The following is a 22,077-nucleotide window of genomic DNA, read 5'->3' on the forward strand; positions in this document are numbered from 1 at the left end:
GAGTCTCCACCGCAACACGCGAACCGGGATCCTCCGCAAGCAGAGCATCCAGAATCGAATCCGAGATCGCATCACAGATCTTGTCCGGATGACCCTCGGTCACCGACTCACTGGTGAACAGGCGGTGGGCGGAACTTGCGGAACCGGAAACCACTTCGGACGTCCTCTCGATGGTGTTTGCGATTGGAAAGGCTAGCGGGCTGCGCGCACCCGCGCGACGGCGGCATCCAGTATGCGCGCGGCCATGGCCGACTTCGAGCCGAGGGGCAGGGCGGTCTCGCCGCCGTCCGCGCCCAGCAGCCAGCCGGAGTTCTCGTCGACCTCGAAGGCACGGCCGTCGCCGACGGCGTTCAGGACCAGGAGGTCGCAGCCCTTGCGACGCAGCTTGGCCCGCCCGTAGTCGAGGACGGAGCCCGACTCGTCCCCGGTCTCGGCGGCGAAGCCGACGATGACGGCGTCGGAGCGCAGGGCACCGTCGCGCCGGGCTGCGACGAGGCCCGCCAGGACGTCGGGGTTTTCGATCATGGTGATCGATTCGAGCGCCTCGCTCGTACCGTCGGCGCCCTTCTTGAGCTTGGTGGTGGCAATCTCGGCGGGCCGGTAGTCGGCGACCGCGGCGGCCATGATCACCAGGTCGGCGTCGACCGCGTGCTCGGCCATCGCGGCCTGCAGGTCGAGCGCGGAGGCGACGCGCACCACGTCGACGGCGGACGGGTCGGCGAGGCCGATGGTGTTGCCGGCGACCAGGGTGACGCGCGCGCCGCGCTGCGCGGCGAGCCGGGCCAGCGCGTAGCCCTGCTTCCCGGAGCTGCGGTTCGTCAGATAGCGGACGGGATCGAGCGCCTCCTTGGTGCCGCCGGCCGAGACGACGACCGTGCGGCCCTCGAGGTCGCGGTCGAGCGCGCCGGGATGCTCCAGCAGCACATCGGCGAGGGCGCCGATCTCGTCGGGCTCGGGCAGCCGGCCCGCACCGGTGTCCTTGCCGGTGAGCCGGCCCGAGGCGGGCTCGAGGACGACGGCGCCGCGCGCGCGCAGGGTCGCGACGTTCGCGCGCGTGGCCGGGTGCTCCCACATCTCCGTGTGCATGGCCGGCGCGAAGACCACCGGGCACCGCGCGGTGAGCAGTGTGCCGGTGAGCAGGTCGTCCGCGCGGCCGTGGGCGGCGCGGGCCATGAGGTCCGCGGTCGCCGGCGCGATCACCACGAGGTCGGCGGACTGCCCGAGGCGCACGTGCGGCACCTCGGGGATCGACTCGAAGACCCCCGTCTGGACGGGGTTGCCCGACAGCGCCTCCCACGTGGCTGCGCCGACGAACTTGAGCGCGGACTCGGTGGGGATCACCCGCACCTCGTGCCCGCGCTCAGTGAAGTGCCGGACCAGGGCGCACGCCTTGTAGGCGGCGATGCCGCCGCCGACGCCGACGATGATCATGGGGAGTTAGCTCACTCGCCCTCGGTGTGCTCCAGGAGATCCTCGTGGATCTCGCGCATGGCGATCGACAGCGGCTTCTCGTGCAGGCCGGGCTCGACGAGCGGGCCGACGTACTCGAGGATGCCGTCGGAGAGGCTGTTGTAGTAGTCGTTGATCTGGCGCGCGCGCTTGGCCGCGTAGATCACGAGGGCGTACTTCGAGGAGGTGCGCTCGAGCAGCTCGTCGATCGGCGGGTTGGTGATGCCGAGCGGCTGGTCGTACACGGTCTCAGTGATGGTGCTCACGCGTCTCCTACGTTGCAAAAAGTTACGAACTCGCTTCGTCGCCCAGTCTACGCGCTGGACGCAGCCGGTTTACGCCCGCTGCTCGCCGGCGCCGACCAGCAAGGATACCAAATCCGACACGGCCCGGTCCAAGTCGTCGTTGACGACGACCGCGTCGTAGTCGTCGCGCGTGGCCATCTCCGCCCGCGCGGTCTCGAGCCGGCGCTCGATCTTGGCGGCGCTCTCGGTGCCCCGGCCGCGCAACCGGCGCTCCAACTCCTCCCAGCTCGGCGGGCTCAGGAAGACGGTGACGGCCTCCGGCAGCGCCGCCTTCACGCTGGCCGCGCCGGCGAGATCCACCTCGACCAGCACCGGCCGCCCGGCCTCGAGCGCGTCGTAGACGGGCTGCGCCGGCGTCCCCGACCGCTGCAGGCCGCCGTGGATCTCCGCCCACTCGAGGAGGGCACCGTCGGCGACGAGCCGATCGAAACCCTGCTCGCCGACGAAGTGGTAGTCCCGGCCGTCCACCTCGCCGGGGCGCGGATCGCGCGTGGTGGCGGACACCGAGAAGAACAGGTCGGGCACCTCCGAACGGAGCTTGCCGACCACGGACGACTTACCGACGGCGGAGGGGCCGACCAGTACAACCAGTCGGCCCCTCCGGCCCGCGGGAACTTCTCCGGACACTACGTGTCAGGCGGAGAACTTCTCGAGCAGCGCCTTGCGCTGCCGGTCGCCCAGACCCCGCACGCGGCGGGTGGGGGCGATCTCCAGCTCGGTCATCAGCTCCTGAGCCTTGACCTTGCCCACCTTGGGCAGGGCCTCGAGCAGGGCCGAGACCTTCATCTTGCCGAGAACCTCATCGGTCTCCGCATCCTTCAGCACCTGCTGCAGGGTGGTGCCGCCGCTCTTCAGCCGGTTCTTCAGCTCGGCGCGTGCACGACGAGCGGCAGCTGCCTTCTCCAGAGCAGCGGCGCGCTGCTCGTCGGTCAACTGGGGAAGGGCCACGATTCCTCCGTCTTCGATGTACTTAGGTCTTTGCCGCGAACTTGCGACTCCTGCGACCGTACCCACGATTCGCTCGGGATGGGAACCCCACCCCCCTCTCACCTGCGGTTTGGCGGTGCTGTACGCGCTCGCGAAGTCCGGCGGCACGAGCCCGCGCACCCGGCGCGTGTTGCAATCGAGAGCCGTTGCCCCGCAATGCTTTCAGAACGGCAAGACCGAATCAGGAACGACCGCACCATGTGACGGGTGAAACTCATGTGACCTGCGAAAATACCTGCGGTTCCCGGCGGGCCCGGGCGTGTCGGCGCCCCGGCGAAGTGGACCGATCAGCCGCCCGCGGACTCCCGGAGGACGCGCCGGACATCCTCCTCGAACCCCACCACGTGCTCGAGAGCGCGGGCCTCGGCCGCCTGCACATCGCCCGCGGCGATCGCTCGGAGCAACGCCGCATGTTCCCGGACGTGCGCGACCAGGCTCTCCAGGCGATCGAGGAACAGACACCAGATCCGAGTGGCGTGCGCGTCCTGACAGATCAGGACGTCTTCGAGGAAGGGATTCCCACTCGCGCGATAGATCCGCCGGTGCAGCTGCACATCGAGCAGGAGGATGTCGCGCCGGGACGAGGCCTGGTCGATACCCTCGACATCGTCGGCGAGGGCGAGGAGCTCCTCCCCGTCCTCAGGACCGGAGTTGGCGGCGGCCAAGCCGGCGGCCAAGGGTTCGAGCTGTTTCCGGATGGTCGAGATGTGGCTGAGGTCGGCGATGTCCACCCCGGTGGCGAACGTCCCGCGGCGGGGATACGCCACCACCAGCCGGTCCCGCTCGAGGCGCTTGAGCGCCTCGCGCACGGGGGTCCGGCCGAATCCGAGCTCGGCGGCGAGCCGCTCGTCACTGATCGGGTCACCCGGGGCGATGTCGAGCAGCATCAATCGCTCGCAGATGTGCTCGTAGGCGACCTGCGCGTTCGTCGCCGCCGTCCCCGCATCAGAGATACTCACGACCGTCATCCATCGATCCTCGCGTGCATCGTTCGCGGCCGGTTCCGCGAATCCATTGACCCGTTCCACCTCGACACTCTACGCTACCGTCAGACTGATATATCAACCTCCGACCTGACGGCTCGCGCCGTCGCCTCGGACACCTGTCCCCCACTACCGACACGGAGTCGAGCCGATGCCCTCATCGCCCCCCGGCGCTCATCTGCCTGATCATCCAGACTTCCTGTGGCGCAATCCCGAGCCACGCAAGAGCTACGACGTCGTGATCATCGGCGGCGGCGGTCACGGCCTGGCCACCGCCCACTACCTCGCCCGCAACCACGGCATCACCAATGTCGCGGTCCTGGAGAAGGGGTGGCTGGCCGGCGGCAACATGGCCCGCAACACCACCCTGATCCGCTCCAACTACCTGTGGGACGAGAGCGCGCGGATCTACGATCACTCGCTCACACTCTGGGAGGGACTCGAGGAGGAACTCGACTACCCGATCCTGTTCAGCCAGCGCGGCGTGCTCAACCTCGCGCACTCGCTGCAGGACGTGCGCGACAGCGTGCGCCGGGTGGAGGCCAACAAGCTCAACGGCATCGACGCCGAGTGGATCGGCCCCGAGGACGTCCAACGCCTCTGCCCGATCGTCAACATCAGCCAGGACATCCGCTACCCGGTCATGGGAGCGACCTACCAGGCGCGCGCGGGCATAGCCAAGCACGACTACGTGGCCTGGGGCCTGGCCCGCAGCGCCGATCGCGCGGGCATCGACATCATCCAGGGCTGCGAGGTCACCGGCTTCACCACCGACGGTGACCGGGTCACCGGTGTGCGCACCACCCGCGGCGACATCGGCGCCGGCCGGATCGCGTTGTGCGCCGCCGGGCACTCCGCGGTCCTGGCCGGGATGCTGGACTTCCGCATCCCCGTGCAGAGTCACCCCCTGCAGGCCCTGGTCTCGGAGTTGCTCGAGCCCGTTCACCCGACCATCGTGATGTCCAATGCGGTGCACGTCTACGTCTCGCAGGCACACAAGGGCGAACTCGTGATGGGCGCCGGCGTCGACTCCTACGTCGGGTACGGCCAGCGCGGCGCGTTCCACATCATCGAACGGCAGATGGCGGCCGCGGTGGAACTGTTCCCCGTGTTCGCTCGCGCCCACCTCCTGCGCTCCTGGGCGGGCATCGTCGACGTCACCCCCGACGCCTCGCCCATCGTGGGGCGGACGCCGTACGAGAACGTCTTCCTCAATTGCGGCTGGGGCACCGGCGGCTTCAAGGCCACGCCGGGCATCGGCTGGTGCTTCGCCGACACGGTCGCCAACGGCGCCCCGCACCCGTACGTCGCCCCGTTCGCCCTCGACCGGTTCACCTCCGGCGCGCTCGTCGACGAGCACGGCGCCGCAGCCGTCGCCCACTAAGTAGTCCACGCCGAGAAAGGCCGGCTCATGCAACTCATACCCTGCCCCTGGTGCGGCCCCCGAGAGGAGGTCGAGTTCCACTTCGGCGGCGAGGCCCACGTGGCCTACCCGGCGGACCCCGCCGCGCTCGACGACCGCGAATGGGCCGAATTCGTCTTCTACCGGGCCAACCCCGCCGGCGCGCTCGACGAGCAGTGGTACCACTCGGCGGGCTGTCGCCGCTGGTTCACCGCCGTCCGCGACACCGTCACCTACCGGTTCCAGAGCGTCGACCGGCCCGGCGCCGCCCACCCGAACGGGCGGACCCGCGCATGAGCGCCCGGTTCCGCACCCCGTCCGGCGGCCACATCGACCGCGACCGCGAAGTGCGGTTCACCTTCGACGGCACCGTCTACACCGGACATCCCGGCGACACCGTGGCGTCGGCCCTGCTCGCGCACGGTGTGCACGCGGTCGCGAGCAGCGTCAAGCTCGGGCGGCCCCGCGGCGTCTCCGCCGCCTGGGCCGAGGACTCCGGCGGCCTGATCCAGGTCGAGCATCCGTTCCCCGAGCCCATGCTGCTCGCGGCGACCACCGAGATCACGGACGGTCTGGTCACCGTCGGGCTCCCCGGGCAGGGGCGCCTGGCCACCGAGCCCGACCCCGCGCGGTACGACGCGCGGCACCTGCACTGCGACGTCCTGGTCGTCGGGGCCGGACCCGCCGGCCTCGCCGCGGCGGTCGTCGCCGCCCGCCGGGGCGACCGGGTGGTGCTGGTCGACGAGCGGCCCCAGCCTGGCGGCTCCCTCGCCGCCGAGCCCGCGGGCGCCGCCCAGGAGTGGGTCCGCGAGACCGTCGCCGAGCTGGACGGCTACCGGGACGTCACGCACCTGCAACGCACCACCGCGTTCGGCCACTACGACGACGGCTTCATGCTCGCGCTCGAACGCCGCACCGATCACCTCGGCGTCACCGACCCCACCGTCGCCCGACAGCGCGTGTGGCGGATCCGGGCCGCCGAGACGGTGATCGCGACCGGCGCGCACGAGCGACCGATCGTCTTCGCCGGCAACGACCGTCCCGGCGTCATGCTGGCCGCGAGCGCCCGCGACTTCCTGCACCGCTACGGCGTGCTGGTGGGTGAACGGGTGGTGGTGTTCACCACCGGCGACGCCGCCTACCGCGCCGCCTTCGACCTGCAGGACGCGGGCGTGGCGATCACGGCGATCGTCGACGCCCGGCCGCAGGCCCCCGCCCGACTCGCCGCCGCGTGCGCCGAGCGCGGCATCGACCTGCGTGCCGGCACGGTCGTGGTCGCCGCGCACGGCGAGACCCGGGTCACGGGCGTCGACGTCGCGGCCGACGGTGCCGCCGACGACACGGTCGAGCGCCTGGACTGCGACACGGTGCTGGTCAGCGGTGGGTGGAATCCCGCGGTGCACCTGTTCTCCCAGGTCCGCGGGCGACTGCGGTTCGACGACGCGCTCGGCGCGTTCGTCCCCGCCGAACCGGTCGAGCACGTGAGCGTCGTCGGCGCGGCGACCGGCAGTTTCGACACCGCCGGGTGCCTGCGCGCCGGCGCCGCCGCCGTGCGCGGCGAGGTCACCGTCCCCGCCGCGCTCGACGGTGCCGCACCGGACGCGCCGTCGCGGGTGCTGTGGCGGGTCGCCGCTGCGGATCCCACGGTGTCGTTCGTCGACGTCCAACGCGACGTCACCGTGACCGAGGTGACCCGCGCCATCGGAGCCGGGATGAATTCAATGGAGCACATCAAGCGCTACACCACTCTCGGTACCGCACACGACCAGGGCAAGACGTCGGGCGTGATCGCGTCCGGGATCACCGCGGAGGTCCTCGGCGTGGCCGTCGGGGACCTCGGCACCACCACCTTCCGCCCGCCGTACACGCCGGTCGCCTTCGCGGCGCTCGCCGGCCGATCCCGCGGCGACCTGTTCGACCCGGTCCGGACCACGGCCGTGCACGACTGGCACGTCGCGCGGGGCGCGGTCTTCGAGGACGTCGGGCAGTGGAAGCGTCCCCGGTACTACCCGCTGACCGGCCCGGACGACGCGGTCGAGGACATGGACACCGCCGTGCTGCGCGAATGCGCGGCGGTCCGCCGCGGCGTCGGCATCCTGGACGGCTCCACGCTCGGCAAGATCGACGTGCGCGGCGCGGACTCCGGATGGTTCATGGACATGATGTACACGAACCTGATGAGCACGCTCAAGCCCGGATTCATCCGGTACGGCGTGATGTGCGGCGTCGACGGGATGGTGATCGATGACGGCACCGTCATGCGGATCGCCGACGACCACTACATCGCGTTCACGACCACCGGCGGCGCCGCCACCATCCTCGAGTGGATGGAGCAATGGCTCCAGACCGAGTGGCCGCATCTGGACGTCTTCCTCACCTCCGTGACCGACCACTGGCAGACCTACCCCGTGGTGGGCCCGAAGTCGCGGGAACTCCTCGGCCGCGTGGTCCAGGACGTGGACCTGAGCAACGAGGCGTTCGGCTTCATGCAGGGGCGCGACGGCCACATCGCCGGCGTCGCGGTCCGCCTGGGCCGGGTCAGCTTCTCGGGTGAGCTGGCCTTCGAAGTGAACGTCGAGGGCCGGTACGCGCCGATCGTGTGGGACGCGATCATCGCGGCCGGCGCCGACCTCGGACTGACCCCGTACGGCACGGAGACCATGCACGTGCTGCGCGCGGAGAAGGGGTACCCGATCATCGGGCAGGACACGGACGGGACGGTCACCCCGCAGGACCTGGGCATGAGCTGGGCGGTGTCGAAGAAGAAGCCCGACTTCCTGGGCAAGCGATCGTTCGCCCGCGAGGAGAACGCGAACCCGCAGCGCAAGCAGTTCGTCGGGCTGTTGCCGAGCGACGGGGTCACCGTCCTTCCCGAGGGCGCGCAGATCATCGAGTTCGTCGAGGGCGGCGTGCTGCCTCCGCCGCCGGTCCCGATGCTCGGCCACGTGACCTCCAGCTACCGCAGCGCGGAGCTGGACCGACCGTTCGCGCTGGCACTGGTCCGTGCCGGCCACTCCCGCACCGGCGACGTCGTGCACGCCGTCGTGGACGGGACCCCGGTTCCGGTCGAGGTGACCGGCACCGTCTTCGTCGACCCCGAGGGAGCCCGCCGTGACGGATGACAACCCGATCAGCCCGCTCGGCGCGCGCGCCGCGACCCTGATCCCCGGCCTCACGGAGGAGCGGTACGCCGCGATGGTGACGGTGTGGGCGCGCGCCGACGCCGTGGCCGCCACCGGTGCGGAACTCGGCGTGGCACTGCCGACGGTGCCGGGCACCGCCGCGGTGGCCGGGAACCGGACCGTCGTGTGGATGGGCCCCGAGGAGTGGCTGGTCCTCGACCGCGAGGTGCCGCCCGAGGACATCATCGCCGCCACCACCGCCGCGGCGGCAGCGGTGGACGTCACGAGCCAGCGGATCGCGCTGCGCCTGCGCGCCCCGTGGGCGCGCGATGTCCTGGCCGCGGGCTGCGCGATCGACCTGCATCCGAGCCGGTTCGGCGCCGTCGACGGCGCGGGGCCGGGCGTCGTGAGCGCCGTGCAGACCAACCTGGCGCTCGCCACCGTGGTCGTGATGGCGAACCCGCCCGGCGACGGGGAGCGGGCCGGAGACGACGTCACCGTTCTGGTGCGGTCGACCTTCTGCCGGTACCTCGTCGACTGGCTCGCCGATGCCGCCGCCGAAGACCTGCGCACCGCCTGATCCGCCCACCCGCGACACCACCACCCCATCGAAGGAGTTCCCCATGCCTCAGAACGTCCGCGGCGTCATCGCACGCAGCAAGGGCGCGCCCGTCGAGGTCACCACGATCGTGATTCCCGACCCCGGGCCGGGCGAGGTCGTGGTGGACATCGCCTCGTGCGGCGTCTGCCACACCGATCTCACCTACCGCGACGGCGGAATCAACGACGAGTTCCCGTTCCTGCTCGGCCACGAGGCCGCCGGCCGCGTGGAGTCCGTCGGCGAGGGCGTGACCTCCGTCGTGCCGGGCGATTTCGTGATCCTGAACTGGCGCGCAGTGTGCGGCCAGTGCCGGGCCTGCAAGCGGGGCCGCCCGCAGTACTGTTTCGACACCCACAACGCCACGCAGCGAATGACCCTGGAGGACGGCACCGAGCTCACCCCCGCGCTGGGCATCGGTGCCTTCGCCGACAAGACCCTGGTCCACGAGGGCCAGTGCACGATCGTCGACGAATCGGCCGATCCGGCGGTCGTCGGCCTGCTGGGCTGCGGCGTCATGGCCGGCCTCGGCGCCGCGGTGAACACCGGCAACGTCGGCCGCGGTGATTCCGTGGCGGTGATCGGGTGCGGCGGCGTCGGCGACGCCGCGATCATGGGTGCCCGGCTCGCCGGAGCCCGCCGGATCATCGCCGTGGACCGCGACCCGAACAAGCTGGCCGCGGCCGTGGAGCTGGGCGCGACCCACACCGTCGACGCGTCGCAGGCGGACACCGTCGAGGCGATCCAGGAGCTCACCGACGGCTACGGCACCGACGTGGTGATCGACGCCGTGGGCCGCCCGGAGACCTGGAAGCAGGCGTTCTACGCCCGCGACCTGGCGGGCACCGTCGTCCTGGTGGGCGTCCCCACGCCGGACATGACGCTGGAGATGCCGCTCGTCGACTTCTTCTCCCGCGGCGGCGCCCTCAAGTCCAGCTGGTACGGCGACTGCCTGCCCAGCCGCGACTTCCCCATGCTGGTGGACCTGTACCTGCAGGGCCGGCTCCCGCTGGAGAAGTTCGTCACCGAGCGCATCTCCATCGACCAGGTCGAGGACGCGTTCCACGCGATGCACGGCGGTACCGTGCTGCGCTCGGTGGTCGAGCTGTGACCGCGGCCGTGCGCATCGACCACGTCGAGACCAGCGGGATCTTCGCCCTCGACGGCGGCGAGTGGGAGGTCAGCAACAACATCTGGCTGATCGGCGACGATGCCGAGGTGCTCATCGTCGACGCCGCGCACGAGGCGGAGCCGATCGCCGCGGCGGTCGGCGACCGGCGCGTGGTGGGCATCGTGTGCACCCACGGTCACAACGATCACGTCACGGTGGCGCCGCAGCTCGCCGAGCGGTTCGGCGCTCCCCTGCTGCTGCACCCGGACGACGAGATGCTCCTGCGCATGACCCACCCGGACGCCGCGTTCACCCCGCTCGCCGACGGTGACCGCATCCCCGTCGGCGACGCCGAGGTCCTGGTCCTGCACACGCCCGGGCACAGCCCCGGCTCCGTGTGCCTGTACGTCGCCGCGCTGGGCACCCTGTGTTCGGGCGACACCCTCTTCCACGGCGGACCGGGCGCCACCGGGCGTTCCTTCTCCGATTTCCCCACCATCATCGACTCCATCCGGGACCGGCTGCTGACCCTGCCCCCGGAGACGACGGTGCGCACCGGGCACGGCGAGGGGACCACGATCGGCGCCGAGGCGCCGCAACTGGGTGACTGGATCGCCCGCGGCTCCTGACCGACCGCCCGCGGGCGTCCCACGCATCGGCCCCGGCTTCCTCGGAAGCCGGGGCCGTTTCGGCGGCCGGAAAGTGCCGCCGGCGGCGATGGTCAGATGGCGCTGCAGAGGCGATACGCGTCGAAGATCGCCGCGTGGATGTTCCGGCTGGCCACCGCGTCGCCGATCCGGTACAGCGCATAGGTCCCGGCGGGGTTGGCGTCGGCGGGCTGCGGGGCGCGGGCCAGCAGTTCCTTCACCGCGATCTGACCGAGGTTGACGGAACCGGGCAGCAGCACGTCGTAGAGCTCCGGGTCGGGCGCCGTGCCCCGCTCGATCACGACCGCGTCCACGATCCGTTCGGTGACCGCCGTGGCGCCCTCGACCTGCAGGCGGGCCCGCAGCCGGCCGTCGTGACGCTCGATGGACTGCAGGCGGTGCAGCACACCCGTCGGGACCCCGTGGTCGGCCATCAGCGCGAAGTACTGTCCGGCGGGAGAGGCGCCGACGTCGGGCGCCACGCTGCGCTCCGGGGTCGCGTACTCGACGGTGGCGGCCGTCCGCAGCAACGCCTCCACCGCGTCCATCGCCTGGTGGCCGCCGAGGTCGTCGTAGACCAGGACGTCGCCACCCACCTTCCGGCTGCCCGCGATGATGTCCCAGGAGTCGATGGCCAGCTCGTCTCCCGGGATGCCCAGGGTCGTGTCGGGGACGCCGCCGGTGGCCACGATCACCACGTCGACGCCGTCGGTCAGGGACTCCAGCTCGTCCGCGTCCACGTAATGGTTGCGGTGCAGCGTCACCCCCAGCCGCTTGCACTCGGCGACCCGCCAGTCGACGATGCCGATCAGATCGCGGCGGCGCTCCGAGATCGCGGCCAGGGCCACCTGTCCCCCGAACCGGTCGGCCGCCTCGTACAGGTCCACCGCGTGCCCGCGCTCGGCCAGCACGCGCGCGGCCTCCAAGCCGGCGGGGCCGCCGCCGATCACCGCGGCCCGCCCGGCCCGCTCCGCTGCGACAGGGGTGATCCGCTGGGGCAGCTGCGTCTCCCGGCCGGTGGCCGGGTTGTGGATGCACAGCGCGGAGCCGTTGGTGTAGATGCCGTCGATGCACATACTGGCGCCCACGCACGGCCGGATCCGGTCGGCGTGGCCGTCGCGGGTCTTGTTCGGCAGGTCGGGATCCGCCATCAGGGCGCGCACCATGCCGACCATGTCGAGCAGTCCCTCCGTGATCGCGTACCGGGCGGTCGCGACGTCGGCGATCCGGGACGAGTGCATCACCGGCACGGACAGTTGCCGGCGGATTCTCCCGGCGAACTCCAGGTGCGGACTCGCCGGGGTGAACATCGGCGGAATCACCTTGGCGAGCTGGTAGTCGGTGTCGGCATTGCCGCGGTTGACGGAGAAGAAGTCCACCCCGGCCTCGGTCATCGCCGCGGCGACGGCGAGCGCGTCCGCCTCCACCATGCCGGAGTCGTCGGGCAGCAGCTCGTCGAAGGACATCCGGACACCCACGATGAACTCCTCGCCGACCGCCGCCCGCACCGCGCGGATCACCTCCAGCGGGAACCGCATCCGGTTCTCCAGGGAGCCGCCGTACTCGTCGGTGCGGCGGTTGTGCCGCGGCGAGAGAAAGCTGTCGAGCAGGTGGCCGGTGTACGCGGAGATCTCCACCCCGTCGAGTCCCCCCGCACGGCAGCGCGCGGCCGTGTCCGCGAAGTCGCGCGCGATCCGCTGCAGGTCGCGGGCATCGGCGACGCGGGAGAAGGCGCGGTGCGCGGGCTCGCGGGTGCCCGAGGCGGACAGCGCGGGAATCCAGTCGTGGGTGTAATTGTCGGTGCGGTGGCCCATGTGGGTGAGCTGGGTCATCACCGCAGCGCCCTGCTCGTGCACGTCGTCGGCGAGCGACCGCAGCAGCGGCACCGCCTCGTCGCGCCACAGCTGCAGGTTGCCGAACGGTGGCATCGAATCCGGGCTGACCAGGGCGCTACCGCCGATCATGGACAGTGCGACACCGCCGCGGGCCTTCTCCCGGTGATAGGCGCGGTAGCGGTCCTTGGGCAGGCCGTCCTCGCTGTACGCGGGCTCGTGCGAGGTGCTCACGATCCGGTTTCGCAGCACCAGGTTCTTCAGGGTGAACGGGGTGAACAGCGGGTCACTCATGGTGGACGGACTCCTTTCGCCGCGGTGCGCGTGGCATCGGTTCCGGCGCGGCCCGGGCCGCGGGCGCACCGTTCACCAACAATGGGTTATGCGCATCACTCTCGGCTACGATGAGCGGCCTGACCGATCCGGTGCGATTCACAGGAAGTGACGGCCTTCGACGATGTCTGAGCGAGCGGTGCCGCTGCCTCCGCAGGACCGGGAGGCGCTCCGTCGAGTTGCCCGGTCCCGCCAGGTCACGCACGGTGCGGGCGTCCGTGCCCGGGTGGTCCTGGACTGCGCCGAGGTGGGCGTGACGGAGGCCGCGAGGCGGGCCTCGGTCAGTGCCACCTCGGCGAATCGGTGGTGGCGCACGTACCGGGAGTCGGGGATCGAAGCCCTCCTCGAGGTCCGGCCGTCCCGCGGCCGCCCGACGGTGACCACCGCGGACCTGCGCGCCGTACTCACCCGGGTGCTCGCGCCGCCGCCTGCGGGCCGGGCCACATGGACGACCCGGGCGATCGCCGAGGCGACCGGGGTGAGCCAGGCGACGGTGAGCCGGATCCGGCGGCGACGGTTCCCGGTCGCCGAACCCGGGACGGACGTCGGGCTGCTGGTGACCTACGTCGACATCGGTCCGGCGGGGTGCGCGCTGGGCTATCGCAGGGAGGGCGCGGCGGCGCCGTCCGCCGTCGCGACGGAGGCCGTGGAGACCGTGCTGTGCGCCGCGCTCTCCCGCCGGCCGGTGGCCGACGAGGCGCCTCCAGCCCCGGCGGCCGGGACTCCCGCGGCGCTGCTCCGCCGCGCCGAGCGGCACGTGGACCTGCACACCCCCATGACCCTGGTCGTGGACGTGCCCCTGGATGCCGCCGCGGACGCCTGGGCCGCGCGCCATCCGACGGTGACCCTCCTCTCCCGGCCCGGCGCAGCCTGGCTCGCCCAACTGCATCCGCTGGCGGCGCTGATAACGCCGGCTCAGCTGCGGGAGTTGCGCGAGGTGCGGTCCAGGATCCGCGCGGCCGCGGCGAGCGGTGATCCCTGGGAGTTCCAGTGGGCCCGGGACCTGGCGGAACCGGCCCCGTTCGCACCGCCGCCGGCCCACGCTCCGCCGGTGCCGCCCCCCGCCGCCGCGCCGCTGCGCGCCTCCGTCCACGACATCTCGGCGACGGTCGCGGCGCTGTGCTCAGCCCTCGCGGCGGGGTCGTTGAGCCCTGGAGAACCGGTCTCGGTGCGCCGGACGTCGGAGCAGGCGGGCCTGAGCCGGCACCGCGCGGCGGAGGTCATGACGTATCTCGCGGAGCAGGCGATCCTGGACCGCGTCGACGGGCGTTTCCGCCTCCCCGCGCCCGCGCCGCGGGACGTCATCGAGACCTACACGGCGCGCGGACTGCTCGGGACCGCGGTGGTGCGACGCATGGCGTCGGCGCGGACGGCGCCGCCCGATCGGGTGGACGTGCTGCTGGCCCGGATCGTGCGGTGCGCCCGGGACCACCGGCCCGCGGAGGCGTACGCGCTGGACATGGACCTGCAGGACGAGATCGCGCTGGCATCCGGGATGCCTCGGATCAGCTGGATGTTCGCCGCGCTCACCGCGCAGGTGCGGCTGTTCATCGCCGCCCTGGGGCTGGACTACCGGTACCCCACCGACGAGATCGTCGCCGACGACCAGCGGATCATCGACGCGATTCGCGAGGGGGATCCGGATCGGGCCGTGGACGCGTGGCGCACCAAGGTCGACAACTGCGTGCGGTACATGCTGGCCCAGCTCCCCCCGCCGCCCCGCGGCTGATTCGAGGAATCCGCACGCACCCCTTGACCTCGCGATCCGTCACCCCTAGCCTGGCATCATCACTGATATATCACTTTGAGTTCAGTGAGCGGCCAGCCGTCTCGGCAGCTGCGACAAGTCCGGACGGCAGGAAGTTCACCGTGATCCCCAGCTCCCGAACCGCGCAGGCGTTCACCCTCACTCTGCGGTGCGCCGAACGTCCGGGAATCGTGCACGCCGTCACCACCTTCCTGCTGACCCACGGCTGCGACATCACCGAGCACCAGCAGTTCGACGACCTGCCCGGCGCCAGCCTGTACCTCCGGACGGCGTTCCTCTCCGAAGGCGCGACGACGGCGGAGGCGCTCGCCGCCGCGTTCGCCCCGATCGCGGACGACTACGGCATGGACTTCCGCATCACCGACTCCCGCTCTCCGCGGATCCTGGTGATGGTCTCCCGGCTCAGCCACTGCCTCAACGACCTGATCTACCGCTGGCGGGCCGGGAACCTGGGTGGCGAGTTGGTGGCGGTGGTGTCCAATCACGAGGACCTGCGGCCGATGGCCGAGGCGGCGGGACTGCCGTACGTGCACGTGCCGGTGAGCGCGACGACCAAGCCCGAGGCCGAGGCCCGGCTCTTCGCCCTGATCGACGAGTACTCCGCCGACCTCGTGGTGCTGGCGCGCTACATGCAGGTGCTCTCCGACGACGCCTGCGCCGCGCTCGCCGGCCGCGCCATCAACATCCATCACTCCTTCCTGCCCGGATTCAAGGGCGCCAAGCCGTACCACCAGGCCTTCGACCGCGGGGTCAAGCTGATCGGCGCCACCGCGCACTACGTGACCCCCGACCTCGACGAGGGTCCGATCATCGAGCAGGAGGTCCTGCGGATCGACCACTCGTACACACCGGACCGGCTCGCCACCGCCGGCCGCGACGCCGAGGCGATGGTGCTCTCGCGCGCCGTGCGCTGGCACTGCGAGCAGCGGGTCCTGCTGGGCGGCCACGGCACCGTCGTCTTCACCTGAGCGGCCCCACCGACCCTCGCCCCCCCACCAACAGCTCATCGCCCGCAACCTCACCGACCCATCAGGAGCCTCCGTGACCAGCACCCTCGACCAGGATCTCGCGAACTACGACCCCCGGGTCGCCGAACTCATCGGCCTCGAGCTGGGCCGCCAGCGGCGCGGCCTCGAGATGATCGCCTCGGAGAACCACGCGCCGCTCGCGGTGATGCAGGCGCAGGGCAGCGTGCTCACCAACAAGTACGCGGAGGGCTACCCCGGACGCCGCTACTACGGCGGTTGCGAGCACGTCGACGTGCTGGAGCAGCTGACCATCGATCGCGTCAAAGAGCTGTTCGGCGCGGGCTTCGCGAACGTGCAGCCGCACTCGGGCGCCCAGGCCAACGCCGCCGCGATGCACGCGCTGATCACGCCGGGTGACACGATCCTCGGCCTCTCGCTGGACGCCGGCGGACACCTCACGCACGGCATGCGACTGAACTTCTCGGGCCGGCTGTACACCGTGGCCGCGTACGGCGTCTCCGAGGAGGACTTCCGTATCGACATGGACGCCGTCGCCGAGGCGGCCCGCGAGCACCGACCGAAGCTGATCATCGCAGGCTGGTCGGCGTACCCGCGGCACCTCGACTTCGAGCGCTTCCGGCAGATCGCCGACGAGGTGGGTGCCTACCTGATGGTGGACATGGCGCACTTCGCCGGACTGGTGGCCGCCGGTCTGCACCCGTCGCCGGTGCCCTACGCCGACGTCACGACCACCACCACGCACAAGACCCTCGGTGGGCCGCGCGGCGGACTGATCATGACCAACGATGCGGCGATCGCGAAGAAGATCAACTCCGCCGTCTTCCCCGGCCAGCAGGGCGGCCCGCTGGAGCACGTGATCGCAGCGAAGGCGGTCGCGATGGGCATGGCCGCCCGGCCCGAGTTCGCGGAGCGCCAGCAGCGAGTCCTCGACGGTGCCGCGATCCTCGCCGACCGCCTCGGCCGCGCCGACGTCGCGGCCGCCGGGATCACCGTCCTCACCGGCGGCACGGACGTGCACCTGGTGCTCGTGGACCTGCGGGACGCCGCGATCAACGGCCAGCAGGGCGAGGACCGGCTCGCGGCGGTCGGCATCACCGTCAACCGCAACGCCGTGCCGTTCGACCCGCGCCCGCCGATGGTCTCCTCCGGCCTGCGGATCGGCACGCCGGCGCTGGCCGCCCGCGGCTTCGGCGCCGAGGAATTCGCGGAGGTGGCGGACATCATCGCGCTCGCACTGATCGCGGCCGAGGGCGCCGACACCAGCGACCTCGCCGCCCGCGTCGAGGCGCTCGCCGACCGGTTCCCGCTGTACCCGGGGCTGTAGCCGATGACGATCAGCGTTCTCGATCTGTTCTCGGTGGGCATCGGCCCGTCGAGCTCGCACACGGTGGGCCCGATGCGGGCCGCCGCCCGGTTCGTCGCCGACCTCGGCCTGCGCGGCACCGTCCCGCGCACGGCGTCGTTCGCGGTCACGCTGTACGGATCGCTGGCCGCGACGGGCGCTGGTCACGGCACGCAGCCCGCCATCCTGCTCGGCCTCGACGGTCATCAACCCGAAACGCTCGAGGTCGAGATCAAGGACCTGGCACTGGCGCGGATCCGGGAATCGGGCGCGATCGTCCTCGCCGGCCGGGAGGTTCCGATCCGCGAGCAGGAGTTCGAGCTGCTTCCTCGGACGGTGCTCGACGCCCACCCGAACGGGATGCGCCTGCGCGCCCTCGACGGGGACGGCGCCGTGCTGCACGAGCGGACGTACTTCTCGATCGGCGGAGGCTTCGTGCTCACCGCCGAGGAGATCGAGACCGGCCGAGCCCGGGTCGACGCCGGCGGTACGGAGACGGGCGCGTCGTCGTCGGCTTTCGGCTCCGCGGCGGAGTTGCTCGAGCTGGCATCCGCCCGCGGCACGTCGATCGCGGACGTGATGCTCGCGTTCGAGACGGAGCGGCTCCCCGAGGGGGAGGTCCGCACCCGGCTGCTGGCGCTGCGGGACGTGATGGAGGCGTGCGCGGCCCACGGCATCAAGCAGAGCGGCTACCTGCCCGGCGCCCTGGGCGTCAAGCGCCGCGCGCCCGAGTGGTTCGAGCGTCTCAGCAAGGAGGATCCCCACCGGTCCCCCGAGTTCGCCGAGGACTGGGTGAATCTGATCGCGCTGGCGGTGAACGAGGAGAACGCCTCCGGCGGGCGAATCGTGACCGCGCCGACGAACGGCGCGGCCGGGATCATTCCCGCGGTACTGCACTACGCGGTGCACTACACGCGGGCGGGCCGGGAGGACCCCGACGGCGCTGCAGTGCGCTTCCTCCTCGCGGCCGGCGCGATCGGCTCGCTGTTCAAGGAGCGGGCGTCGATCTCCGGCGCCGAGGTGGGTTGTCAGGGCGAGGTCGGATCGGCCGCGTCGATGGCCGCCGGCGGCTTGGCGGAGATCCTCGGCGGCACTCCCCCGCAGGTGGAGAACGCCGCCGAGATCGCGATGGAGCACAGCCTGGGCCTGACCTGTGATCCCATCGGCGGTCTGGTGCAGATCCCCTGCATCGAGCGCAACGCGATCTCCGCCGGCAAGGCGATCAACGCGGCGCGGATGGCGCTGCGGGGCGACGGCAGCCATCGGGTGAGCCTGGACCAGGTGATCGAAACCATGCGGCTCACCGGCCTGGACCTCAGCAGCAAGTACAAGGAGACCTCGACCGGCGGCCTGGCGGTGAACGTCCCCGTCACCGCGGTGGAGTGCTGAACACGCGCGATCGCGAATCGGGCGAAGGCGGACGTCCGATTCCGAAGTAGGGCACCCTATAGTGTCGGGTATGGTGACCCCCGATAACGATCTCGATGCGACGCCCCCGAAGGGGGTTCAGGCGGTGGACCGCGCGATCAGCGTTCTGGAACTGCTGGCGCGGGACGGCGAGGCCGGGGTCAGCGAGGTCGCGGCGGAGATCGGGGTGCACAAGTCGACGGCCTTCCGGCTGCTCGGCGCTCTCGAAGTACGAGAGTTGGTGGAGCAGAACGACAGCCGCGGCAAGTACCGACTCAGCCACGGACTTCTCCGGCTCGCGTCCGCGGTACCGGCCCGCCAGGATCTCACGCACCAGGCGCAACCGATCTGCGACGCGCTCGCCGCCGAGGTCGGCGAGACCGTCAACGTCGCGGTCGCGAGATCCGGCTTCTCGGTCAACCTCGTCCAGGCGGCCGGCCCGTCGACGGTCGGCACCATCGACTGGCTCGGATCACTGACGCCGCTGCACGCCACGTCCAGCGGTAAGGTGCTGCTCGCTCACCTGGACCCGGGTGAGGCGGAGCACCTGATCGACCGGGTCGGGTTGGAGCGATTCACGGAGCGCACCATCACCGATCCGGCCCTGCTGCGGTCCGAGCTGGCGACCATCGCCCAGGACGGCTACGCCCGTACCTTCGAGGAATTCGAGGAGGGGCTCAACTCCGTCGCCGCGCCGATCCGCGACTACACCGGCGCGGTGATCGCCGGCATCAGCGCCTCCGGCCCGGTGTACCGCTTCTCCCGGGAGCGCATCGACGAGGTGATCCCGATGGTCATCGCGGCAGCGGAGCAGATCAGCCACCGGATGGGCTACTCCCGCCGATCCGCCTGAACCGCCGGCGAACTCACGCCTCGAGCGCGGTGGTGAGCCACGCGTGGAACTCGCCGATGTGCGCCTCGCTCGGCACGAGGACGCCGCCGTCCTTGTACATCCGTGAGCTCATGGCCGGCTGACACCGCTCGCACGCCTCGAAGTCCTGCTGATTGACGCGGTGGAACAGCTCCACCGAACGGCTCAGATCCCGGCCGGATTCGACCACGCCCGGCAGGTACAGCCAATCGCACTCGACCATCGTGCGGTCGGCCGCGAGCGGGAACATCCGATGGAAGATCACGTGGTCGGGCACCAGGTTGATGAACACCAGCGGCCGCACCGTGATGGCGTAGTACCGGCGGTCCTGCTCCTCCGAGACAGCCGGCAGCCGGTCGAGTCCCGCGGAACCGTCGATCGTGAATCCCTCGACGCCCTCGCCGAACTCCGCGCCGTGGCCCACGAAGTACTGCGCGGCGTAGCCGTCGGCGAACTCCGGGAGCACCTCGGTCAGCTCGGGATGGATCGTGGCACAGTGGTAGCACTCCATGAAGTTCTCGATGATGAGCTTCCAGTTCGCCTTCACGTCGTAGACGATCCGACGCCCCGGTGCCAGCTCACCGATCGTGTAGTGATCCACCGAATCGAGCTCGCCGAGCCGGTCGATGACGTCCTGCATCACCGTCGCCTCGAACGACGGGGGCTGTTCCGCCAGGCAGACCCACACGTAGCCCAACCATTCGCGGACCGCGATCCGGCGCAATCCGTACTCCACCCGGTCGATGTCCGGCATCTTCGTCAGGTTCGGCGCCGCGACCAGCTTGCCGTCCAGGTCGTACGTCCACGCGTGGTACGGGCACTGGAAGTTCCGTTCCGCCACCCCCGACTCGGCGGTGCACAGCTTCGCGCCGCGATGCCGGCAGACGTTGAAGAACGCCCGGATCTCGCCCTTGCGGGACCGGGAGACGATCACCGACTCCCGTCCGACCTGCACGGTCCGGAACGCGCCAGGGCGCTCGAGGTCGGCGGCGCGAACCGCGCACACCCACATGGCCTCGAAGACCTTCTCCTGTTCCTTCGCGAATATCTCCGGATCGACGTAATAGGCACCGCCGAGGGTCGGGACCAGGCTGGGCGGGAGCGCGGTGGTGGACAATTCATCTCCTCATCTGATGGCGTGGACCCGGTCGGGACCGACGGTGTGGTGGGCGTTAGCGGGACAGGGGGGCGAGTGTGCGCCGGACCCTGGTGAATTCGCGGGGCTGGTTGACGCCGAGCGCGGCGACCGGCGTGCCACCTCGCCGATACACGGCGAGGAATTCGAGCGTGTCGATCGCGCCGAGGTCGATGGTCACCTCGTCCGCAAGGTGCGAGTAACCGGCGAATTGGATCCGTTTGCCGTACTGCTCAGACCAGAAGTACGGCGGCTTGGCGGGCGCCGCGCCCACTCCCGATGCCGCACCCGCCAGCAGCGTGGCGACGGCGATCGAGGGGCGCTCCATCGCGCCGGTCCAGTGCTCCACCCGGTGCTGCCGACAGAGGAACGGGTCGTACCAGGACGCACAGTCCCCGACTGCGACCACCTGCGGAACCGACGTCGCGCCGCGGCTGTCGCAGCGGACGCCGTTCTCCACCGCCACCGGGCCGCCGTGCAGCCACTCCACGTTCGGGATCGCGCCGATGCCGACGAGCACGACGTCGGCCGGCACGTGCCGACCGTCCACCAGCGCCACTCCGGTCACCCGGTCGGTACCCGTGAGTTCCGCGACGCCGGTGCCGCAGTGCAGCGTCACCCGGTTGTCGCCGTGCACCCGGGACAGGGCGGCGCCGAGCATCGGACCGAGCGGTCCCGCCAGCGGCACCTCGGCCGCCTCGATGACGGTGACCTCGACGCCGAGCTTGCGCGCCGTCGACGCCACCTCGGCACCGATGAAACCCGCACCGATGACCGCGAGCCGGGCACCGGGCTGCAGCTCGGCGCGGAGAGCGAGGGCATCGTCGAGGGTGCGGAGTACGTGCACCCCCGCCATCTCCGGGCCGGGGAAGGGCCGGGCCCGGGCTCCGGTGGCGAGAACGACGCCGTCGGCACCGATCCGGCTGCCGTCGTCGAGTTCGATCTCCGCCGCACCGGCGTCGAGCCGGACCGCACGCCTGCCGAGCACCCACTGTAGGTCGGGCTCGGAGTCCGTCTCCAGCGAGAGGTCGGAGTAGTCGATGGTGCCCAGCATGAAGTCCTTGGACAGTGGCGGCCGGTCGTACGGGCGGTGGACCTCGTCACCGATGACGGTGATCGCACCGTCGAATCCCTGCTCCCGGAGCGCACGGCCGGCGCAGAGTCCGGCCAGCGAGCCGCCGACGATCGCGACCGACCTCATGACTGCTCCGCGGGTACGCACGACGCCGAGCCGGGCGGCAGGTTCGGGGCCTCGGTGCTCAATTCGACGCGGATCATGCCGTCGACGATCTCCACGCGATGGGTGCGGACGGGCTTCTTCGCGGGCGGCGCATCGGCGCGACCGGTGCGCAGGTCGAACCGCGATGCGTGCAGCGGACATTCCACCCAGCAGTCCTCCAGCCAGCCGTCGGCGAGCGAGGCGTCCTGGTGGCTACAGGTGTCGTCGATCGCGAAGACCTCCCCCTCCTCGGTGCGGAAGATCGCGATCGGGGGGGCGGTCTCGACCCGGCGGGCGTCACCCGGGTCAAGCGCGGAGAGTTGGCAGACCTCAATCATGACCGAGACCCTTCGTGTTGCGTTATATGAAGCAGGTTCCACCATGTGCGTCACCTATTCGTAGTGTGATCCACATCCTGGCGCGAGTCAATACCCGAACGGCGCGCATTGTGGCAAGTTTCTTCCCAGTCCGGTTTTGTGAGGTGCGCCACTCGAATTCCCTCGAAGGTCTTGACCGCACGGGTGGCCGCACCTACTCTTCGGTGATATATCAATAGATCATCAGTCGTCGATGTGCC

21 protein-coding genes are annotated in these 22,077 nt (G+C 71.0%); 11 read left to right on the forward strand and 10 right to left on the reverse strand.

The window, feature by feature from the left end:
• The 6 genes from FK529_RS17715 to FK529_RS17740 all read right to left on the reverse strand — a co-directional run.
• On the reverse strand, positions 1–154 hold a 154-nt coding region (locus FK529_RS17715; protein ID WP_231703168.1), incomplete at its 3' end, for an S-adenosylmethionine synthetase N-terminal domain-containing protein.
• 38 nt (positions 155–192) lie between these two features.
• The gene (gene coaBC, locus FK529_RS17720; RefSeq protein ID WP_146563699.1) at positions 193–1,431 is read right to left on the reverse strand and encodes a bifunctional phosphopantothenoylcysteine decarboxylase/phosphopantothenate--cysteine ligase CoaBC; all 1,239 of its coding nucleotides are present in this window, start codon (positions 1,429–1,431) and stop codon (positions 193–195) included.
• A gap of 11 nt (positions 1,432–1,442) precedes the next feature.
• Positions 1,443–1,715 (reverse strand): DNA-directed RNA polymerase subunit omega, encoded by a 273-nt coding sequence (gene rpoZ / locus FK529_RS17725; RefSeq protein ID WP_231703162.1) that lies wholly within the window; start codon positions 1,713–1,715, stop codon positions 1,443–1,445.
• A 69-nt stretch (positions 1,716–1,784) separates the two neighbouring features.
• Positions 1,785–2,381 carry a guanylate kinase gene (gene gmk, locus FK529_RS17730; RefSeq protein ID WP_146563703.1) on the reverse strand — a complete coding sequence of 199 codons (597 nt, stop codon included), beginning with the start codon at positions 2,379–2,381 and terminating at the stop codon, positions 1,785–1,787.
• A 6-nt stretch (positions 2,382–2,387) separates the two neighbouring features.
• Positions 2,388–2,702, reverse strand: a complete 315-nt coding sequence (mihF, locus tag FK529_RS17735) for an integration host factor, actinobacterial type (protein ID WP_068520860.1) — start codon at positions 2,700–2,702, stop codon at positions 2,388–2,390.
• A 326-nt stretch (positions 2,703–3,028) separates the two neighbouring features.
• Positions 3,029–3,709, reverse strand: a complete 681-nt coding sequence (locus tag FK529_RS17740) for a GntR family transcriptional regulator (RefSeq protein WP_146563705.1) — start codon at positions 3,707–3,709, stop codon at positions 3,029–3,031.
• A 166-nt stretch (positions 3,710–3,875) separates the two neighbouring features.
• Here FK529_RS17740 and FK529_RS17745 point away from each other — a divergent pair, with 166 nt between their 5' ends.
• The 6 genes from FK529_RS17745 to FK529_RS17770 are packed head-to-tail and all read left to right on the forward strand — an operon-like array spanning position 3,876 to position 10,586.
• Positions 3,876–5,108 carry a sarcosine oxidase subunit beta family protein gene (locus tag FK529_RS17745; protein ID WP_146563707.1) on the forward strand — a complete coding sequence of 411 codons (1,233 nt, stop codon included), beginning with the start codon at positions 3,876–3,878 and terminating at the stop codon, positions 5,106–5,108.
• Between the two features lie 27 nt (positions 5,109–5,135).
• The gene (locus FK529_RS17750) at positions 5,136–5,423 is read left to right on the forward strand and encodes a sarcosine oxidase subunit delta (RefSeq protein ID WP_146563709.1); all 288 of its coding nucleotides are present in this window, start codon (positions 5,136–5,138) and stop codon (positions 5,421–5,423) included.
• The gene (locus tag FK529_RS17755; RefSeq protein WP_146563711.1) at positions 5,420–8,248 is read left to right on the forward strand and encodes an FAD-dependent oxidoreductase; all 2,829 of its coding nucleotides are present in this window, start codon (positions 5,420–5,422) and stop codon (positions 8,246–8,248) included. Before FK529_RS17750 ends, FK529_RS17755 begins: the two co-directional genes overlap by 4 nt.
• Positions 8,238–8,828 carry a sarcosine oxidase subunit gamma gene (locus tag FK529_RS17760; RefSeq protein ID WP_146563713.1) on the forward strand — a complete coding sequence of 197 codons (591 nt, stop codon included), beginning with the start codon at positions 8,238–8,240 and terminating at the stop codon, positions 8,826–8,828. The genes FK529_RS17755 and FK529_RS17760 overlap by 11 nt, the downstream gene beginning before the upstream one ends.
• Positions 8,829–8,871: 43 nt before the next feature.
• The gene (locus tag FK529_RS17765; protein WP_146563716.1) at positions 8,872–9,957 is read left to right on the forward strand and encodes an S-(hydroxymethyl)mycothiol dehydrogenase; all 1,086 of its coding nucleotides are present in this window, start codon (positions 8,872–8,874) and stop codon (positions 9,955–9,957) included.
• Positions 9,954–10,586 carry an MBL fold metallo-hydrolase gene (locus FK529_RS17770; protein WP_146563718.1) on the forward strand — a complete coding sequence of 211 codons (633 nt, stop codon included), beginning with the start codon at positions 9,954–9,956 and terminating at the stop codon, positions 10,584–10,586. Before FK529_RS17765 ends, FK529_RS17770 begins: the two co-directional genes overlap by 4 nt.
• 92 nt (positions 10,587–10,678) lie before the next feature.
• On the opposite strand, the gene FK529_RS17775 is transcribed toward FK529_RS17770, so the two are convergent.
• Positions 10,679–12,730: an oxidoreductase gene (locus FK529_RS17775; RefSeq protein ID WP_146563720.1), complete on the reverse strand. Its 2,052-nt coding sequence runs from the start codon at positions 12,728–12,730 to the stop codon at positions 10,679–10,681.
• A gap of 163 nt (positions 12,731–12,893) precedes the next feature.
• Between FK529_RS17775 and FK529_RS17780 the strand changes: the two genes are divergently transcribed.
• From FK529_RS17780 to FK529_RS17800, 5 genes are all read left to right on the forward strand, one after another.
• Positions 12,894–14,498, forward strand: a complete 1,605-nt coding sequence (locus tag FK529_RS17780; RefSeq protein ID WP_146563722.1) for an FCD domain-containing protein — start codon at positions 12,894–12,896, stop codon at positions 14,496–14,498.
• A 140-nt stretch (positions 14,499–14,638) separates the two neighbouring features.
• Positions 14,639–15,505 (forward strand): formyltetrahydrofolate deformylase, encoded by an 867-nt coding sequence (gene purU, locus FK529_RS17785; protein ID WP_231703163.1) that lies wholly within the window; start codon positions 14,639–14,641, stop codon positions 15,503–15,505.
• Between the two features lie 73 nt (positions 15,506–15,578).
• Positions 15,579–16,850: a serine hydroxymethyltransferase gene (glyA, locus tag FK529_RS17790; protein WP_146563724.1), complete on the forward strand. Its 1,272-nt coding sequence runs from the start codon at positions 15,579–15,581 to the stop codon at positions 16,848–16,850.
• A 3-nt stretch (positions 16,851–16,853) separates the two neighbouring features.
• Complete coding sequence (locus FK529_RS17795; protein ID WP_146563726.1) at positions 16,854–18,257, forward strand: L-serine ammonia-lyase; 1,404 nt, start codon at positions 16,854–16,856, stop codon at positions 18,255–18,257.
• 70 nt (positions 18,258–18,327) lie between these two features.
• Positions 18,328–19,128: an IclR family transcriptional regulator gene (locus FK529_RS17800; RefSeq protein WP_146563728.1), complete on the forward strand. Its 801-nt coding sequence runs from the start codon at positions 18,328–18,330 to the stop codon at positions 19,126–19,128.
• A gap of 13 nt (positions 19,129–19,141) precedes the next feature.
• Here the strand turns inward: FK529_RS17800 and FK529_RS17805 are convergent, their stop codons facing one another.
• From FK529_RS17805 to FK529_RS17815, 3 genes are read right to left on the reverse strand one after another with little or no spacing between them, the layout of a single operon-like run.
• On the reverse strand, positions 19,142–20,263 hold the full coding sequence (locus FK529_RS17805; protein ID WP_146563730.1) for an aromatic ring-hydroxylating oxygenase subunit alpha: 1,122 nt from the start codon (positions 20,261–20,263) through the stop codon (positions 19,142–19,144).
• Between the two features lie 55 nt (positions 20,264–20,318).
• Positions 20,319–21,482, reverse strand: a complete 1,164-nt coding sequence (locus FK529_RS17810) for an NAD(P)/FAD-dependent oxidoreductase (protein WP_146563732.1) — start codon at positions 21,480–21,482, stop codon at positions 20,319–20,321.
• Positions 21,479–21,838: a bifunctional 3-phenylpropionate/cinnamic acid dioxygenase ferredoxin subunit gene (locus FK529_RS17815; RefSeq protein ID WP_146563734.1), complete on the reverse strand. Its 360-nt coding sequence runs from the start codon at positions 21,836–21,838 to the stop codon at positions 21,479–21,481. Before FK529_RS17815 ends, FK529_RS17810 begins: the two co-directional genes overlap by 4 nt.
• Positions 21,839–22,077 lie beyond the last annotated feature (239 nt).

The sequence above is a fragment of the Tsukamurella asaccharolytica genome (assembly GCF_007858435.1).
In the GTDB taxonomy this organism is placed as follows: Bacteria; Actinomycetota; Actinomycetes; order Mycobacteriales; family Mycobacteriaceae; genus Tsukamurella; species Tsukamurella asaccharolytica.

What these genes read in the sequence shown, in the direction of transcription:
- coaBC (WP_146563699.1), bottom strand. Translation starts at nt 1,431, where the DNA reads ATGATCATCGTCGGCGTCGGCGGCGGCATCGCCGCCTACAAGGCGTGC.
- FK529_RS17740 (WP_146563705.1), bottom strand. Translation starts at nt 3,709, where the DNA reads ATGACGGTCGTGAGTATCTCTGATGCGGGGACGGCGGCGACGAACGCG.
- FK529_RS17745 (WP_146563707.1), top strand. Translation starts at nt 3,876, where the DNA reads ATGCCCTCATCGCCCCCCGGCGCTCATCTGCCTGATCATCCAGACTTC.
- FK529_RS17750 (WP_146563709.1), top strand. Translation starts at nt 5,136, where the DNA reads ATGCAACTCATACCCTGCCCCTGGTGCGGCCCCCGAGAGGAGGTCGAG.
- FK529_RS17755 (WP_146563711.1), top strand. Translation starts at nt 5,420, where the DNA reads ATGAGCGCCCGGTTCCGCACCCCGTCCGGCGGCCACATCGACCGCGAC.
- FK529_RS17765 (WP_146563716.1), top strand. Translation starts at nt 8,872, where the DNA reads ATGCCTCAGAACGTCCGCGGCGTCATCGCACGCAGCAAGGGCGCGCCC.
- FK529_RS17775 (WP_146563720.1), bottom strand. Translation starts at nt 12,730, where the DNA reads ATGAGTGACCCGCTGTTCACCCCGTTCACCCTGAAGAACCTGGTGCTG.
- FK529_RS17780 (WP_146563722.1), top strand. Translation starts at nt 12,894, where the DNA reads ATGTCTGAGCGAGCGGTGCCGCTGCCTCCGCAGGACCGGGAGGCGCTC.
- FK529_RS17795 (WP_146563726.1), top strand. Translation starts at nt 16,854, where the DNA reads ATGACGATCAGCGTTCTCGATCTGTTCTCGGTGGGCATCGGCCCGTCG.
- FK529_RS17800 (WP_146563728.1), top strand. Translation starts at nt 18,328, where the DNA reads ATGGTGACCCCCGATAACGATCTCGATGCGACGCCCCCGAAGGGGGTT.
- FK529_RS17810 (WP_146563732.1), bottom strand. Translation starts at nt 21,482, where the DNA reads ATGAGGTCGGTCGCGATCGTCGGCGGCTCGCTGGCCGGACTCTGCGCC.
- FK529_RS17815 (WP_146563734.1), bottom strand. Translation starts at nt 21,838, where the DNA reads ATGATTGAGGTCTGCCAACTCTCCGCGCTTGACCCGGGTGACGCCCGC.